We start from the raw sequence: 16,098 nt of genomic DNA, 5'->3' as shown, positions 1-16,098 counted from the left end.
AAGCGCTTTCTTACACAGACAGTTTATCACATTCTCTTATCACAAGGTGTTAAAAAATAGAAACGAAATAAAAAAATGTTTGACGATTCACAAACAGAAATGTTTTGCAAGTCTGTGAAAACTTTTACGAATTTGTTCGATTCCCTTGACATAACCGAGTGTCATTTATATGATGGTTTTCGTAACGGATACTCTTATTCTGAGCGGTGGAGGGAACAAGGCCCTACGAAGCCCAGCAACCGTCCGACATGAAGTCCTGTGCGGAAAAGGTGCTATCCTGAAGCGAAGCCATTAGCTTCGAACGATAAGAGGGTAAGGAAGAACGATTCAACCTTTCCCAATGTATGTCATCGGGGGAGGTTTTTTTCATTACCGTCCCAAAGCAACGCGTAAGGGGAACGAGTACCGTCCACATAATACCCTTATTATAGGAGGTTTTTTGAATGTCAAAATTGAACCGTCGACTTTTTACTTCAGAGTCGGTTACTGAAGGACATCCAGACAAAATTTGTGATCAGATTTCTGACTCGATTTTGGATGCCATTTTAGCGGAAGACCCGAATGCCCGTGTTGCGGCAGAAACGTCTGTCACAACAGGTCTTGTACTCGTAGCTGGTGAAATCACAACGTCAACTTACGTGGATATCCCGAAAGTTGTCCGTGAAACGATTCGTGAAATCGGATATACGCGCGCGAAATACGGTTTCGACGCAGAAACATGTGCCGTCTTGACATCGATTGACGAGCAGTCAGTAGACATCGCGCAAGGTGTTGACCAAGCGCTTGAAGCACGTGAAGGTCAGATGACTGAAGAGGAACTTGATGCAATCGGTGCAGGAGACCAAGGTCTCATGTTCGGTTATGCAACAAACGAGACACCTGAACTCATGCCACTTCCGATCTCGTTGGCACATAAGTTGTCACGTCGTCTTGCTGAAGTACGTAAGAACGGTACGCTCGAGTACCTTCGTCCGGACGGGAAGACGCAAGTAACGGTTGAGTATGATGAGGACAACAACCCTGTTCGCATCGATACGATCGTTATTTCGACGCAACACGCTGAAGAGATCACGCTTGAGCAAATTCAAGAAGACTTGAAAAAACATGTCATCGAGGCGGTCATTCCGGCTGAACTCATCGATGCTGAAACAAAATACTTCATCAACCCGACTGGTCGCTTCGTAATCGGCGGACCACAAGGGGATGCAGGTTTGACAGGACGTAAGATCATCGTCGATACGTACGGTGGATACGCTCGTCACGGTGGCGGTGCATTCTCTGGTAAAGATCCTACAAAAGTTGACCGTTCAGCGGCATACGCAGCTCGCTATGTAGCGAAAAACATCGTTGCAGCAGGACTTGCGGATAAAGCGGAAGTTCAACTTGCGTACGCAATCGGTGTTGCACACCCAGTATCGATCGCTGTCGATACGTTCGGCACAGGTAAATTGAGCGAAACGGAACTCGTTGAACTCGTTCGTGAGAACTTCGACCTCCGTCCGGCAGGCATCATCAAGATGCTCGACCTTCGTCGCCCAATCTACAAACAAACGGCAGCATACGGTCACTTCGGTCGTACAGACATCGAACTCCCATGGGAGCAAACAGATAAAGCAGCCATTCTTGAAGAAGGCGCGAAACGTTTCGCGTAATCATAAAAAAACGACCTTTCCGCGGAAAGGTCGTTTTTTTATGTTGTCGGAGGTGCCTGTTTGTTCGAATCGGTTGTTTGATCTTGTCCGAGCGCTGTATCCTTCGCTTCGACGACTTTCTCCCCGATGTCCTGTAAGTCTGACTTGGCCTCTTGAGCCGTCTCGACGATTTTAGTGACGTCCTCTTTCACGGTATCGACTTCACCGACGACTTTTTCGTAGACGTTTTGGACGTCTGTGGAGACTTCTTGAATCTTTGTCGAGGCCGACTTCACTTGCTCAATGACTTGAGACGCCTTGCCGGCAGGATCTTGTTTCACTTCGTTGACGAGGCCCCCGACCGACGATTTCGCATTCGAGAGGGATTGCTTTGTCTGCTCCCGGTTCGAGGAGCTAAGTAAGGCGAGTAGACCACCGACGAGGGCACCGAGCAACATCCCGGTCACGACATTGATCTTTGGACTTCCCCCGTCCAATTGATCGAATTGGCGGTTCGGGTTTGCTGTCTGTTCTACTTTCGGGTCATGTTCTTGTCTAGGTTCCATGTGGTTCCACTCCTTCGTTTGATTGGCATTGCTTGTGATATACCCTAGAGCAATGGCGACGTAACGTTTTCTGATGAATCGTCATGAAAAAGAAATGAAGGGCAGGATAAAAACGCTAGGATAGGGAATGATACAAATAGATTGGCCAAAAGGGGGAAGCTGTCATGAAGATGAGGGAAGCAGTGCCAGAGGATGCGGCGTTGATTCGGACGATTGCACTCGCGACGATTTCAAAGGATGATTCCAATCGAACGAGAGCAATGGAGCGCGCCTATCGCCAAGAAGAGATTGTGCGAGCAATCAGTTCAAGTGAAGAAGCACGAGAACAGTACTTTATCGTCGGCGAGTATGATGAAGAGGTCATCGGATTTTGTCATGCCATCGATCGCGGTGACATGTGGGAGATGCTTCGTCTCTATCTGCATCCCGACTATCATCGGAATGGGTATGGCGCAGCCTTTTTGGAATACCTCCAATCCACAAAAGAACAACCGATGGAAGTGTACGTTGAGAATTCGAATGATCAAGCGATTGCGTTTCTCTTACATCAATCGTTTGAAGAAGTGAACCGCATCCAAGAAGAGGTGTATGATCGTCCGATGGAACTCATTCATTTACGATATGACCCGAGCTAAGCCTCCAGACGGATTTTCCTCAAACATCAGTTGCGACTGATGTTTTTTTGATACAATATACATAGTCTATAAATGAGGTGACGACAGCATGACATATGAAGAAACTCGAAAAGGGGTCATCGTCATCGTGTATCCGTTACAGTTCACATCACGGATCAGCGAGAATTTTATTCGACGGCTACAGGACGACTACGAAGTCATCGTCGTTCGGGACCAATCGGTCGGATTGACGGCAGATGACCATAAACAACTCATCAAACGAGCATTACGTGAGGCAGGAGAGTACAAATTGCCGATTCACATCGTGGCATTCAGCCTGGGCGCACTCTTTACGAATCGACTCTTACAGGAGTACGATGTGCCACTCGGGAGCCTCACATACATCTCCCCATTGTTTGACTGGCATGCAACGCGTCAAATCGGTGGGTTGAAACAAGTCGTCGCGAGTGCTGTCGACCGCTTCCGCCCAGACTTGCCACTCGGAATGATGACCTTCACTGGTGGGGGGGACGAATCGTCCCGATTCGGTGAAATCACGTATGCACAATATCGTGAAATTGAAGAAGAAATTGTCGAGCATCAAGAAGAGAAGAAACATTTGCCACGTCTTCCACTCGCTTGTTTCTACGCACCGGACGACCAATTCGCAGATGTGAAGCTGACACTGAATGTCTGTCGAAAGATTGGTGGAGATCAAGTGTATATCCGCCGATTGGAAGGTTTCCCGCATTTTGGATACGAACGATTAAACACGAAATTTGCGGAAACGCTCATGACATTTTATGAATTGATTCAAGAATGACGAAAGGCGACTCAACTGAGCCGCCTTTTTCTTATCCTCGTTTTTCAATCGCCACGATGAACGGGGGATGATTGATTTGGTTGATGAAGCCGTACCGTAGGACGCCTGCCTGTTTTTGGTCGAGTGACTCTACATAACGGAGTACCTCGTCACGTTCGACTTTTCCACTTTCATGTCCGTGGTAAATTACGATGACGATGACACCACCGACAGCCATGACCTCTAATAGTTGAGACAAGGCAGCGATGGTCGTATTCCCGTGTGTCGTGATGGATTTGTCGCTTCCCGGTAAATATCCTAAGTTGAAGACGGCCGCGGTAATCGGACGCAATTCCTTTTCAACGACCGCTTGGACCGTATCGTGACTATCATGAATGACGGTCACCCGGTCACTGACACCCGCCTCTTCAATCCGTGCGTTTGTGGCCGCTACGGCCTCTGACTGGATATCAAATGCGTACACATGTCCCGTGTCGCCAACGGCTTGCGCGAGGAATAACGTATCGTGTCCGTTTCCGGCTGTCATATCGATGGCGACATGTCCTTCTTCGAGATGATCATGTAGTAATTGTTTTGCAAAAGGTAGTACTCTCATTAATCCCATAGATCTCATCCTTCTTTTTTCCTTGGAAAGAATCTCGTCGTTCCAATTCCGCACGAATCTTGTTTAGCACCTGCATCTTGTGACGGCTCCATAGCGGACCAATCAATAGCTCGGGCGGACCGTCTCCTGTCAAACGATGGACGATGACCTCAGGAGGTATACATTCGAGCTGATCGCAGACGAGGGAGACGTATGTGTCTTCCTCCATCAATTCGAGTAGACCTTTTTCGTATTGACGGGCGAGCGGTGTGTGTTTCAAGACGTGAAGTAAATGGATCTTGATTCCTTGTATGTCCATTTTAGCAACTTCTCGTGTTGTGTCGAGCATCATCTCTGGTGTCTCACCTGGGAGGCCATTGATGATATGAACGCAGACACGAATGTTGTGACGACGAAGTTTCGCAAGACCTGTCAAAAACGATTGATAGTCGTGTCCACGATTAATCTTTTTAGCGGTCGTGTCGTGTACGGTCTGAAGACCGAGCTCCACCCAAAGGGACGTCCGTTCATTCAGTTCTGCTAAATAGGCGACGACGTCGTCCGGTAGGCAGTCTGGACGTGTCGCAATTGAGAGACCGACGACCCCATCTTCTTTTAGTGCCGGTTCATACAATTCACGTAACCGCTCGACCGGCGCATACGTATTACTAAACGCTTGAAAATAAGCGATGTACTTGGCATTTTTCCACTTCCGGTGGAGCCGGACCTTCACTTCTGCAAATTGAACGGGAATTGGGTCACAGGCATTTCCCGCGAAATCACCACTTCCATCGTCTGAGCAGAAGGTGCATCCGCCTTTTGAGACGCGACCGTCACGGTTCGGACAGGTGAATCCGCCATCGAGCGGTACCTTGAATACCTTCCCTCCATATTCTCGGCGATATGCCTCATTCAGCGTATGATATCGGTTTTGACCAAATGGATTCATGATCATCTCTCCTTCCTTGCTCATGCTATCACAAACGGGAAATGGCAAAACTTCATAATAAGTAATTTTTCTTGACACTTCCTTGGCGTTCGTTTAGGTTTGATAAGGAAATCTTGTCGATTCGGCCATTATGTGCCGATTTTTTTGATGTGAAAGAGGAATGAAAGGAGGACTTGGTGTGAACAATAAAATGCCAATCTCGGTATGGATTCTAGTCATTGCGATGGCGCTCAATACAACGGCGGCGTCTTTTTTATGGCCGTTTAACACACTGTATATTCATGATTTTTTAGGTGAGTCGATGACGCTTGCCGGGGTGGCACTTCTTGTGAACTCGGCACTCGCGATTGTCGGAAACTACATCGGGGGGACGTTGTTCGACCGTATCGGTGGAAAAACGACGCTCATGATCTCTGTCGGTCTTTTGCTTGCGAGCTCACTTGGATTTTTACTGTTCCACGCCACGTTCTTCGGCTATTTAGTGTGGCTCGGTTTGATTGGCTTCTCAGGTGGACTCGTCTTTCCGACCGTTTACGCATTTGCGGGTCTTATCTGGCCAGAAGGAGGACGTCGTTCGTTCAATGCGATTTATGTTGCGCAAAATGTGGGGGTCGCTCTCGGTACGGCGATGAGTGGACAAATCGCTCGATTTAACATTGAGTGGATTTTCTATGCGAACTTCTCCTTGTCCGTCTTATTTGTCGTGGTGCTCTTATTTGGGCTTCGTTATTTGAAGAACCCGGCACGTCCTGTCGTGCAATCACAACTTGAGGCTGCCGCCACGACTCTCTCGAGCGCAACGATGAAGTCGATGTGGTACGTCGCCATCGGATATGCGGTCCTTTGGTTCGTCTATGTGCAGTGGCAAGGAACGATTGCCGTTCATTCGAAAGATCTCGGTGTCACAATCAGTCAGTACTCACTACTATGGACAGTGAACGGAGCGATGATCGTCTTCGCACAGCCATTACTCAACCGTGTGCTTCGACAGTTTGAGGACGATTTGAAACGTCAGTTAATCATCGGAGCTTCCATTTTCCTTGGTGCCTTCTTGATTGTCCCGTTTGCTGGTGGATTCGGGATGTTCATGGTCGGGATGGTCGTCATGACGATTGGGGAAATGTTCGTTTGGCCAGCAGTCCCAACGATTGCAGCGAAACTTGCCCCTCCAGGTAAAGCTGGCCAATATCAAGGACTCGTCAATATCGCAGCATCTGTCGGTCGTATGATTGGGCCAACAATGTCCGGATTTGTCTACGATATGTTTGGCATCACGGCGGTCTTTGGCATGCTTCTCCTACTCGTCACGTTTGCCCTTACACTGTTTGTCGTCATGAAAGACATTCGCGTCACAGAAAAATCAAGTTGACGTTGAATTTCAGAATGGGCTAAAATAGACTACGATGAATAGCAAGCGATGAAGAGGATTAGTAGCGAACGTTCCGTTTCAAAGAGAGTCGATGGTTGGTGTGAATCGATAAATGGAGGTCGTGAACTCACCTTGGAGCTGTTTTCCTGAAACGAGTAGGGAAAACCGGGGTTACGCCTCGTTACCGGCGTCTCAAGTGGCAGCAATGCAACATGGGTGGTACCGCGGAGAGCTTTCAAGCCTTTCGTCCCATTTTCGGGGACGAAAGGCTTTTTATTATGCAGAGGAGGAAGAATGTTGAGCTATTTTAAACATCAAGAAATCGAGCCGAAATGGCAAAAGCGTTGGGAAGAGAAAGAAGCATTCAAAACGACAGAGGACCCGGAGAAGGATTGTTTTTATGTGCTTGATATGTTCCCGTACCCATCAGGAGCAGGTCTTCACGTCGGTCACCCGGAAGGTTATACGGCAACTGACATCATCGCACGTATGAAACGGATGCAAGGATATAACGTCCTTCACCCGATCGGCTGGGATGCATTTGGTCTACCTGCCGAACAATATGCACTCGACACAGGGAACGACCCGCGTGAGTTCACAGCGCGCAATATCGAAACGTTCCGCCGCCAATTGAAAGAACTCGGATTCTCATACGATTGGGATCGTGAAATTAGCACGACGGACCCGAAATATTATAAATGGACACAATGGATCTTCACGCAGCTCTTCGAACGTGGACTTGCATACGTCGATGAAGTCGCTGTCAACTGGTGCCCGGCACTCGGTACAGTCCTTGCGAACGAGGAAGTCATCGATGGCTTGTCAGAGCGTGGGAATCACCCGGTTTACCGCGTCCCAATGAAACAGTGGGTGCTTCGCATCACAGAATACGCGGAGCGTTTGCTTGAAGACTTGGAAGGTCTCGATTGGCCGGAGAGCGTGAAAGAGATGCAACGCAACTGGATCGGCAAATCAGTCGGTGCCGAGGTCGATTTCAAGGTCGACGGTCACGATAAGATCGTCACGGTGTTCACGACACGTCCAGATACGCTTCACGGGGCGACATATGTGACGCTCGCACCGGAGCATCCATTCACGAAAGTGATCACGACGCCTGAACAATCGACGGCAGTCGAAGCCTACATCGAGGAAGTCTCGAAGAAGACCGACCTCGAGCGTACAGACCTTGCCAAAGAGAAGACAGGTGTCTTCACGGGCGCATATGCGATCAACCCGGTGAACGGCGAGAAACTTCCGATTTGGACAGCGGACTACGTTCTCTCGACATATGGGACAGGTGCAGTCATGGCTGTTCCTGGACACGATGAGCGCGATTATGAGTTTGCGAAAACGTTCGACCTCCCGATCCGTGAAGTCGTCAAAGGTGGAAACGTGGAAGAGGCGGCTTACGTCGAAGACGGAGAGCACGTCAACTCTGGTAGCTTGAACGGACTTAATAAAGCCGATGCCATCAAGACAATCATTGAAGAGCTCGAAGCGAGTGGTACAGGGCGTGCGAAGACGACATACCGCCTTCGTGACTGGTTGTTCAGCCGTCAACGTTACTGGGGCGAGCCGATCCCGGTCGTCCACATGGAAGATGGAACGATGAAGACGGTACCGGTCGAAGAACTTCCGCTCGAACTTCCGATCATCGATGAAATCAAACCATCTGGTACGGGCGAGTCGCCACTCGCGAACGCAGAAGAGTGGTTGACGTATACAGATCCTGTCACAGGGGAAAAAGGTCGTCGCGAGACGAACACGATGCCACAATGGGCAGGTAGCTGCTGGTACTACATCCGTTACATCGATCCAGATAACGAAGAGATGATCGCGGATCCTGAGAAACTTAAGCGTTGGCTTCCGGTCGACTTGTATATCGGGGGTACGGAGCATGCCGTTCTTCACTTGCTCTACGCACGTTTCTGGCATAAGGTCCTTTACGATATCGGTGTCGTCCCAACGAACGAGCCGTTCCAAAAACTCTATAACCAAGGGATGATCCTCGGTGAGAACAACGAGAAGATGTCAAAATCTCGTGGGAACGTCGTCAACCCAGATGATATCGTGAAGTCACACGGAGCTGATACACTCCGTCTTTACGAAATGTTCATGGGACCACTTGACGCGGCCATCGCATGGTCGACGAATGGACTTGACGGGGCACGTCGCTTCCTCGACCGCGTCTGGCGTTTGTTCGATCAGACGAACTTCGCAGACGTGGCACCGACTGCCGACTTTGAACGCACGTATCATCAGACGGTGAAAAAAGTGACGGAAGATTATGAAGCCCTTCGCTTCAACACGGCGATTTCGCAGTTGATGGTCTTCGTCAATGAAGCAAACAAACAAGAGACGTTGCCGAAATCGCAAATGGTCGACTTCATCAAGATGCTTTCACCAGTCGCGCCACACTTGTCTGAAGAGTTGTGGGAGAAGATGGGCATGACGGAAGAGTTGACGTATGCGGCTTGGCCGACATACGATGAGTCAAAACTTGTGAGCGACACGATTGAAGTCGTCATCCAGGTGAACGGGAAACTTCGTGCGAAAATGCACGTCTCGCGTGACGCATCAAAAGAAGCACTTGAAGCGGAAGCACTCGGGAACGAGCGTGTCCAAGAGTTCACAGAAGGCAAGACGGTTCGTAAAGTCATTGTCGTTCCTGGAAAACTCGTCAATATTGTAGTGGGGTAATCAAAAGAATGTGTGACATTGTCGCACATTCTTTTCTTTTTGGTGAGGTCATTTTCTTTTACGGTCGGTTTTGATACACTAAAGGGCGATACTGAAGGAGAAGGGGACGACATGTCCATGAAACGTTCTTATGTGCTATACACGACACTATGTGCCGTCGTGGTCGGTGTGATTCTTTGCTATATCTTTGTCTTCTCTGATGAAGAGATTCAGCGACAGGTCGCCTCGACATTTGAAAAAATTGATATTCAAACAAGCCATCAAACGGCATCCCTCCCACCTGTGGAAGCGGCGCAAGATGATGAAGATATTGATACGACCGATGCGCTCGAACAGATTAATCAAATTGATGAAGTGTACTATAGCGACACGATTGGAGCCTATCTTGTACTTACCGAACAGGCTGAATTTTTCGAAGTGAGCGGGAATGGGACGCGCGTCAACTCAGTGCTCCAACTTGAGAATTCAGGGAAACAGCGCCTCGATGACTTTATCGGAATGCGCATGATCGAAGAAGATCTTGTCTACGCGGTGACTGCGAACGGGACTCTCGTCACAATCGAACGAGAAGAAGGACGCTGGGTCGAGAGACCACGTAAACAAATTAAAGGACTTCTGTCAGAAGATCGAATCTTTGGTCTCGGTTATGACCGGGAATCGAAGCGTCTGTTCATGATGAATCGCTTGGCGGATACACCGGACCTTGAGCTCCTTTATATCGAAGAGCGCGAGATTGAACCGGAAAATCCTACAGATGAAAAATCATCAGAAGCGTCAACTGATGCTGACACGACTACTAAAGAAACAGAAGAATCATCGGAAGATTCAACGACAGAAAACGTCTCGACGAATGACGATGCCTCGAGCGAAACGGCTGCAACTGAAGACGCACCTGAAAATGAGCGAAACGTTCAAGAAGAGGATGAGGAAAAAGAACTCGAAACCGAATGGATGCTTGATTCACGCCAAGCGTTGTCTGCTGACGGGATGAGTGCCTCGATCCAACAAAAATTTGAGCGATTCGAAGGAGTCGGCCTTGTCGAGAGACAAGGACGCATCTACGTGCTCGACTCAGAAGAGCTCGTCCTCTACACAGTCAACCCAGAAGAAGGGACCATCAACGGTCAGATGGTGACGCCTCGCGTGTATGACTCGACCGGTATGTTTTTACAAGACAATGAAATCTTTGCAATCGTCCACCCGGAAGTATTCGATTTGGATGCCTTCGTATCCGTGGACTGATCATGGGGGAATGACAAATGAGCAAACGATATTTTTTTGAAGAAGTGAAACAATTTCATGAAACTTTTGGACATCCAGGGGCAAAATCGCCGCAACCGTTGACGCTTGATCGCGCGACGAAGCGGTCGGTGTGGACGGCAGAGGAAGCGGTCGTCGAGTTTTTGCATCAATCCTCGCAATCGGAAGAAGAGTTTTTACAAGCCATCGAGCAATTCCAATTAGGATTTCAAAAAGCGGTCCAAAAATCGTTGCAAGACACACCACCATCGGATGATGTGGAACGTCTCGTCGGACAAGGGGATGCGTTAACGGACGCGTTATATTTTGTGATGGGCAGTTTCGTTGAACTCGGACTCGACCCCGTTCCGTTGTTTGAAATCGTCCAGCGCGCCAATATGGCGAAGCTTGGACCGGATGGGAAGCCGATTTTACGCGAGTCGGACAATAAAGTTATGAAACCTGAAGGATGGATGCCACCGGAGCCGGAGCTCGAAAAAGAAGTGCGTCGTCAAATCGCAGGGAAAGAATAATCACAAACGGCTTGAGCCCTCACTAGAATGGGTTCAAGCCGTTTTTTGTTGTGATGGTCGTGACGATATCCTGATATTAGATGGGATCGGAAAGGTCATAAGAGTAATTTATGGTATAATTTAACATAAGTAAGTAATCGAGGAATATTGATCATTGAGATGGAGGTCGTTCAACTGAAAAAAGTACTCGGTATTCTATGTGTAAGTTCAGCACTTCTATTAACGGCATGTAGTGAAGATGAAAAAACGTTAAAAACACAGCCTGACGTTTCAATCGAAACGATAAAAATCAATGAAGAGAATGAATTGACAATCGTCCCACTTTACACCCAATACCAGCAATATTTGAACGCATCCCTTGAATCAACCGATTCGGAGGAGAGCAAACAAAACTTCAAAAAATACGTACTCGATTACATAGGGGAAGTCGGAGAGGAAGAAAAGATTGATACATCTAGATTAAAAACTGATTTTAATCTAAAGCCGACCCCTCATAAGCAACAATTGCTGAAGCAGTTAGACAAATTAATCGAGCAGCTTGACGAGATTAAAGAGATTATTGCATCGACATATGCAGATTCAAATCAAATCTTACCCAAAAAGAAGAGCACAGTGTTTATTGCACCGTATAATCCTGAATTCTTTTACGATAGTGAACCGTTGAAAGGAGTAGGCGCAGCAGCATACAAAGACGTATTCATCTTGTTTCTCGATACAGATTTTGACAAAGATGTTCTAGCCTATTCGACTGCTCACGAGTATCATCATCTGATTCTTCGTGATCAAAACGAATACAATCTTAGTTCGACTCTGGAGTCTATTATTATCGAAGGGAAAGCGGACGCATTTGCTGATCGGATTGTCAAAGGGGTTTCTCCCCCATGGCATGTGCCATTAGATGATGCGACCATGGAACACATCGCGAGTCGAGTGAATGATTACGAAACATCCTTTACTGATTTTGTAGTCGGTAATTATCAAAAGGATATGCCACGTTGGAGTAACTATATTCTAGGGAGGGATGTGCTCCATGACTATTTGACGGCGCATCCAGAGCTGTCGATTCCCGAATGGACATTTAAGGAAGATCACGAGATTTTAAAAGCATATAAGTATCGAGATGTGATGAAATTAGAAAATTAAGCTGAAAAGAATGTGAAAAGGCTTGATCCTGAATGAGACAGGATCAAGCCTTTTGATTGATAGTGATCACAATAGTACGCAGACGATACGTTGGACCGAACCCTTTACCGCTCTGTGGCCAGTTCAGCTGCATGCGATCCGGCGCAATGTCCTGTCGTGAAGGCGGCCGTGATGTTGTAGCCACCCGTGTATCCATGGATGTCGAGTACTTCGCCGGCAAAGAAGAGACCGGGTGCCTTCTTTGACATCATCGTCTGTGGCGCAACTTCTTTAACCGATACGCCGCCACCTGTGACGAACGCCTTATCAAAGTCGAGTGTCCCGACGGCGTGCATCTCGAACATTTTCAAACGTGTTGCGAAGTCGATAACGGATTGTTTCTTCAGTTGACTCGCATCTTCTTCACCAAATGTGAGCTCTTCTAACAACAAGTCAAGAAGTCGCTCGGGGATATAGCCTTTCCATACGTTTTTAACGGCACGTTTCGGTTGGCCATGAACTTGGTTCCACAGTTCCTGGACGAGCTCATCCCGTGACGTGTCCGGGAAGAAGTCGAGTGACAAGAGGACGACTTGTTCTTTACTACGCTTCCGTTCTTTGATCGTGTACTGACTGCAGCGGAGCGCGATTGGACCTGAGATTCCAAAGTGCGTAAAAATCATATCGCCCTGGTGTGTCTTGATTGCCTTCCCTTTTTTGCCGTGCACGGTCAACGCGACGTCTCGTAACGATAGTCCTTGAAGCTGTTTCGTTCCGATGAACGAATCGTTCAATTTGATTGGCACTTCTGTCGGGAAGAGTTCCGTGATGGTATGTCCGGCTTTTTCTGCCCACGGATAACCGTCACCTGTCGAACCGGTGTGCGGGACGGATTGTCCGCCGACCGCGACGACGCAAGCTTTGGCTTCAATCATTTCACCGTCCATCAATTCGACCGCATGAAACTCGTTTTCTTCATTAAAATGTAGCGTTTTGACTTCAGCCTTTTTTCGAATCTCGACGCCGAGGTCTTCAATCGCCCGAAGCAACGTGTTGACCACATCCTGTGCCTTATCCGTCACGGGGAACATGCGACCATTGTCCTCTTCTTTCAGAGGGATGCCGAATCCAGTGAACAGGTCGATGATCGATTGATTGTCGAACTGGGCAAGGGCGCTGTATAAGAAACGACCGTTCCCGGGAATGAACTGAATCAATTCATCGATTGGCTTTCGATTCGTGACGTTACAACGTCCTCCACCTGAAATGGCCAATTTTCGACCGAGTTTCGATCCTTTGTCGATCAATAAGGTCGAAGCGCCACTTTTCGCCGCTGCATACGTTGCCATGAGTCCGCTCGGTCCTCCGCCGATGACGATGACATCTTTCATAGGTATCTCCTCATTTCTTCATCTATATGATTAGTAAAATTATCGTAACTTTATTATCCGTAACAGTAAGAGTATAATGAGAAGCGGTTGTTTTGTAAAACCGAATTCATTGAAATAGTTGATTTATAGATGGAGGTGCCTCATGTCATCAAGCGCCAAACAAGATTCTGGAAGAGCCTCCTTCGTCAAAGGGACGCTTCTTTTATCGGCGGGAAACTTGATTTCCCGAATGTTAGGACTATTGTACACATTCCCGTTCCAAGCGATGGTCGGAATTGCCGGAGTGACATTGTATCAAGCCGCATATACGTATTATGCGATCATGATCTCCATTTCGACGGCAGGGATTCCTGTTGCTGTTTCGAAATTTATCGCAAAATATAACGCGCTAGGAGAATACGGGACAAGTCAACGACTGTTCCGACAAGGAATGAAGCTGATGCTTGCGACCGGTGTCGTCGCTTTTTTATTACTCTTTTTTGCGGCACCATGGTTATCGGAGCTAATGGTGCGAAACTCAGAGAACAATCAGCAATACATTGACTCGCTCACACTCGTGACACGAAGCGTCAGTTTTGCGTTACTGCTCATCCCGGCGATGAGTATGGTGCGCGGTTATTTCCAGGGACATCAAGATATGGCTCCCACGGCAATCTCGCAAGTCGTCGAACAGATTGTACGCATCCTGTTCCTTCTCAGTGGAACGATGCTCGTCTTGTTCGTCTTTGCGGACTCGGACTTCATCCAACCGATTGCGAATGCCCTTGGAGGGACGCAATCTGTTGAAACGACTGAATTGAATGGACTGAAAGTCATCGCCGTCACGATTGCGACGTTCAGTGCGTTCATCGGGGCAATCGGTAGTTTCGCCGTGCTCATCATGTATTGGAAGCGTCGGAAGGACATTCATCGTCAGACAGAGAACCCAGCAGGAACTCCCGTCCGCTCGATGAAATCGTTGTTGCTCGAGTTGCTTAGCTACTCAATCCCAATCGTGATGGTCGGGGTATCGACCCCTCTCTATCAATTGATTGATCAATTGACGATGGTCAATACATTGCTCAGTACGGGTGCGACCGTTTCTGAAGCAACGTCGGCGTATGGTTTCTTAACGGGTAACGCTCATAAAATTGTCTTAATCCCTGTATCGATTGCGGCGAGTGTTTCGATGGCGACCATCCCACTCGTCACTCGTTCCTTTACGACGGGCGATATGCAAAAAGTACGAAACCAAATCAATCATATTTTCCAAGTATCGTTCTTTGTGACGATTCCTGCGGTGATCGGTCTCGTTGCTCTTGCAGAACCATTGTTCGGAACATTGTTCCCGGGGGACCGTGAGGGATGGGTGTATTTGTTCCACTATGCACCAAGTGCCTTTTTCTTAGCATACTATTCGGTCGCGGCTGCCATCCTTCAAGGAATCAACCGTCAATACTTCACCATCTTTGCCACATCGATGGGGCTCTTGGCGAAACTTGCTCTGAACGTGCCGTTCGTCTATTGGCTCGGTGGAATCGGTGCCGGTTATGCGACGATTGCTGGATATATTGTAGCGATCATTCTCATGGTATGGATGATTCAACGGTCACTTCATTTCCCGTATAAGCAACTGCTTCGTCGGACCATCTTGATGTTTTTGATGGGTGCGGCGATGTACGCGACCGTTTACCTTTCCCTCCTCGTCACGTTGAGTGCTGAGGCAAGTTGGGGGAACGATGTATTTGCGACAATCGTCGGAGTGACAATTGGCGTTCTCGTATATGGTTATCTCGGTTGGCGTAGCCATCTCGCAGGGAAACTATTAGGGAAACGCTTTGAATATCGGAGGAACGTATAATGCGAATTGATAAATTGTTATCAAACATGGGATATGGTTCACGGAAAGACGTGAAAATCCTATTGAAACAAGGGGCGGTGCGAGTCGATGAGGCACCTGTAAAAGATGCAAAACGACATGTTAACCCAGAATCAGAACGGGTCACGGTGTTCGGGGAAGTGGTCGAGTATCGTCCGTACATTTATTTCATGATGAATAAGCCGGAGGGTGTGATCAGCGCGACGGAAGATCAAGTCGAGACGACGGTCATCGAGTTGATTGATCCCGAGTATGCCCATTATGACCTTTTCCCGGTCGGACGCCTCGATAAAGATACGACGGGGCTTCTCCTCATTACAAACGACGGTGCGTTCAACCACGCGCTCATGTCACCACGTAAACATGTCGACAAGGTGTATGTCGCCGAAGTCGATGGGGAGATGACAGTAGACGACATTAAGACGTTTGCGAATGGGGTTGAGTTAGAGGATGGCTATACGACGAAGCCGGCCCGTCTCGAGATACTGAGCCGGAGCGGACGTCGTTCGGTCATCCGTCTCACACTTTCTGAAGGGAAGTATCACCAAGTGAAACGAATGGTCGCGGCGGTAGGCAAACATGTCGAACGATTGGAGCGTGTACAGATTGGGGCGCTAGAACTCGATGAAACGCTTGAGCTCGGGGCATATCGTGAGTTGACGGAAGAAGAAGTTCAATTGTTTCTTCAATAAGTAGTGCGATGAGAGAATCTGTCTGATG

At 48.2% G+C, this 16,098-nt stretch carries 14 protein-coding genes, 1 riboswitch and 1 other annotated feature; of the genes, 10 read left to right on the top strand and 4 right to left on the bottom strand.

The window, feature by feature from the left end; genetic code table 11:
* The first annotated feature begins 191 nt into the window (after positions 1-191).
* A riboswitch (SAM riboswitch) is annotated at positions 192-311 on the top strand.
* Positions 312-443: 132 nt separating this feature from the next.
* Positions 444-1,652: a methionine adenosyltransferase gene (metK, locus tag KNO66_RS06405; RefSeq protein ID WP_012726792.1), complete on the top strand. Its 1,209-nt coding sequence runs from the start codon at positions 444-446 to the stop codon at positions 1,650-1,652.
* Positions 1,653-1,690: 38 nt separating this feature from the next.
* Here the strand turns inward: metK and KNO66_RS06400 are convergent, their stop codons facing one another.
* Positions 1,691-2,197, bottom strand: coding sequence for a hypothetical protein (locus tag KNO66_RS06400; RefSeq protein WP_214741468.1), 507 nt, complete (start codon positions 2,195-2,197; stop codon positions 1,691-1,693).
* Positions 2,198-2,361: 164 nt separating this feature from the next.
* On the opposite strand from KNO66_RS06400, the gene KNO66_RS06395 reads away from it, so the two are divergent.
* A complete protein-coding gene (locus KNO66_RS06395) occupies positions 2,362-2,832 on the top strand; it encodes a GNAT family N-acetyltransferase (protein WP_214741466.1) in 471 nt (156 codons plus the stop codon).
* A gap of 88 nt (positions 2,833-2,920) precedes the next feature.
* On the top strand, positions 2,921-3,634 hold the full coding sequence (locus tag KNO66_RS06390) for an alpha/beta hydrolase (RefSeq protein WP_214741464.1): 714 nt from the start codon (positions 2,921-2,923) through the stop codon (positions 3,632-3,634).
* Between the two features lie 31 nt (positions 3,635-3,665).
* Here the strand turns inward: KNO66_RS06390 and mnmM are convergent, their stop codons facing one another.
* The gene (gene mnmM / locus KNO66_RS06385; protein WP_214741462.1) at positions 3,666-4,238 is read right to left on the bottom strand and encodes a tRNA 5-(aminomethyl)-2-thiouridylate-methyltransferase MnmM; all 573 of its coding nucleotides are present in this window, start codon (positions 4,236-4,238) and stop codon (positions 3,666-3,668) included.
* Positions 4,192-5,166, bottom strand: a complete 975-nt coding sequence (mnmL, locus tag KNO66_RS06380; RefSeq protein ID WP_214741460.1) for a tRNA modification radical SAM protein MnmL/YtqA — start codon at positions 5,164-5,166, stop codon at positions 4,192-4,194. Before mnmL ends, mnmM begins: the two co-directional genes overlap by 47 nt.
* Positions 5,167-5,344: 178 nt before the next feature.
* Between mnmL and KNO66_RS06375 the strand changes: the two genes are divergently transcribed.
* The 5 genes from KNO66_RS06375 (at position 5,345) to KNO66_RS06355 (ending at position 12,150) form a co-directional block, all read left to right on the top strand.
* A complete protein-coding gene (locus tag KNO66_RS06375) occupies positions 5,345-6,535 on the top strand; it encodes an MDR family MFS transporter (RefSeq protein WP_214741458.1) in 1,191 nt (396 codons plus the stop codon).
* A 39-nt stretch (positions 6,536-6,574) separates the two neighbouring features.
* Positions 6,575-6,790: a binding site (T-box leader), on the top strand.
* 39 nt (positions 6,791-6,829) lie between these two features.
* Positions 6,830-9,235: a leucine--tRNA ligase gene (gene leuS / locus KNO66_RS06370; protein ID WP_214741456.1), complete on the top strand. Its 2,406-nt coding sequence runs from the start codon at positions 6,830-6,832 to the stop codon at positions 9,233-9,235.
* 117 nt (positions 9,236-9,352) lie between these two features.
* Positions 9,353-10,477, top strand: a complete 1,125-nt coding sequence (locus KNO66_RS06365) for a hypothetical protein (protein ID WP_251127308.1) — start codon at positions 9,353-9,355, stop codon at positions 10,475-10,477.
* Positions 10,478-10,494: 17 nt separating this feature from the next.
* Positions 10,495-11,007, top strand: a complete 513-nt coding sequence (locus KNO66_RS06360; RefSeq protein WP_214741452.1) for a pyrophosphohydrolase domain-containing protein — start codon at positions 10,495-10,497, stop codon at positions 11,005-11,007.
* 159 nt (positions 11,008-11,166) lie between these two features.
* Positions 11,167-12,150, top strand: a complete 984-nt coding sequence (locus KNO66_RS06355; RefSeq protein WP_214741450.1) for a DUF2268 domain-containing putative Zn-dependent protease — start codon at positions 11,167-11,169, stop codon at positions 12,148-12,150.
* Positions 12,151-12,254: 104 nt separating this feature from the next.
* Here KNO66_RS06355 and KNO66_RS06350 read toward each other — a convergent pair whose 3' ends face one another.
* Positions 12,255-13,520, bottom strand: a complete 1,266-nt coding sequence (locus KNO66_RS06350; protein WP_214741448.1) for a BaiN/RdsA family NAD(P)/FAD-dependent oxidoreductase — start codon at positions 13,518-13,520, stop codon at positions 12,255-12,257.
* A 142-nt stretch (positions 13,521-13,662) separates the two neighbouring features.
* Between KNO66_RS06350 and KNO66_RS06345 the strand changes: the two genes are divergently transcribed.
* Together KNO66_RS06345 and KNO66_RS06340 are read left to right on the top strand one after the other, a co-directional pair.
* Positions 13,663-15,360, top strand: a complete 1,698-nt coding sequence (locus KNO66_RS06345; protein ID WP_214741446.1) for a putative polysaccharide biosynthesis protein — start codon at positions 13,663-13,665, stop codon at positions 15,358-15,360.
* A complete protein-coding gene (locus KNO66_RS06340) occupies positions 15,360-16,070 on the top strand; it encodes a pseudouridine synthase (RefSeq protein WP_214741444.1) in 711 nt (236 codons plus the stop codon). The genes KNO66_RS06345 and KNO66_RS06340 overlap by 1 nt, the downstream gene beginning before the upstream one ends.
* The last annotated feature ends 28 nt before the right edge of the window (positions 16,071-16,098 follow it).

Source organism: Exiguobacterium sp. s48, assembly GCF_018617395.1.
In the GTDB taxonomy this organism is placed as follows: Bacteria; Bacillota; Bacilli; order Exiguobacteriales; family Exiguobacteriaceae; genus Exiguobacterium.
Note: the sequence above shows the minus strand (reverse complement) of the source record. Positions and strands in the feature narration are given on the sequence as shown.

Coding starts and splice junctions, on each gene's coding strand:
- KNO66_RS06365 (WP_251127308.1), top strand. CDS start 9,353: ATGAAACGTTCTTATGTGCTATACACGACACTATGTGCCGTCGTGGTC.
- KNO66_RS06345 (WP_214741446.1), top strand. CDS start 13,663: ATGTCATCAAGCGCCAAACAAGATTCTGGAAGAGCCTCCTTCGTCAAA.
- mnmL (WP_214741460.1), bottom strand. CDS start 5,166: ATGAATCCATTTGGTCAAAACCGATATCATACGCTGAATGAGGCATAT.
- KNO66_RS06400 (WP_214741468.1), bottom strand. CDS start 2,197: ATGGAACCTAGACAAGAACATGACCCGAAAGTAGAACAGACAGCAAAC.
- KNO66_RS06395 (WP_214741466.1), top strand. CDS start 2,362: ATGAAGATGAGGGAAGCAGTGCCAGAGGATGCGGCGTTGATTCGGACG.
- mnmM (WP_214741462.1), bottom strand. CDS start 4,238: ATGGGATTAATGAGAGTACTACCTTTTGCAAAACAATTACTACATGAT.
- KNO66_RS06360 (WP_214741452.1), top strand. CDS start 10,495: ATGAGCAAACGATATTTTTTTGAAGAAGTGAAACAATTTCATGAAACT.
- KNO66_RS06390 (WP_214741464.1), top strand. CDS start 2,921: ATGACATATGAAGAAACTCGAAAAGGGGTCATCGTCATCGTGTATCCG.
- KNO66_RS06350 (WP_214741448.1), bottom strand. CDS start 13,520: ATGAAAGATGTCATCGTCATCGGCGGAGGACCGAGCGGACTCATGGCA.
- KNO66_RS06355 (WP_214741450.1), top strand. CDS start 11,167: ATGGAGGTCGTTCAACTGAAAAAAGTACTCGGTATTCTATGTGTAAGT.
- metK (WP_012726792.1), top strand. CDS start 444: ATGTCAAAATTGAACCGTCGACTTTTTACTTCAGAGTCGGTTACTGAA.
- leuS (WP_214741456.1), top strand. CDS start 6,830: ATGTTGAGCTATTTTAAACATCAAGAAATCGAGCCGAAATGGCAAAAG.
- KNO66_RS06340 (WP_214741444.1), top strand. CDS start 15,360: ATGCGAATTGATAAATTGTTATCAAACATGGGATATGGTTCACGGAAA.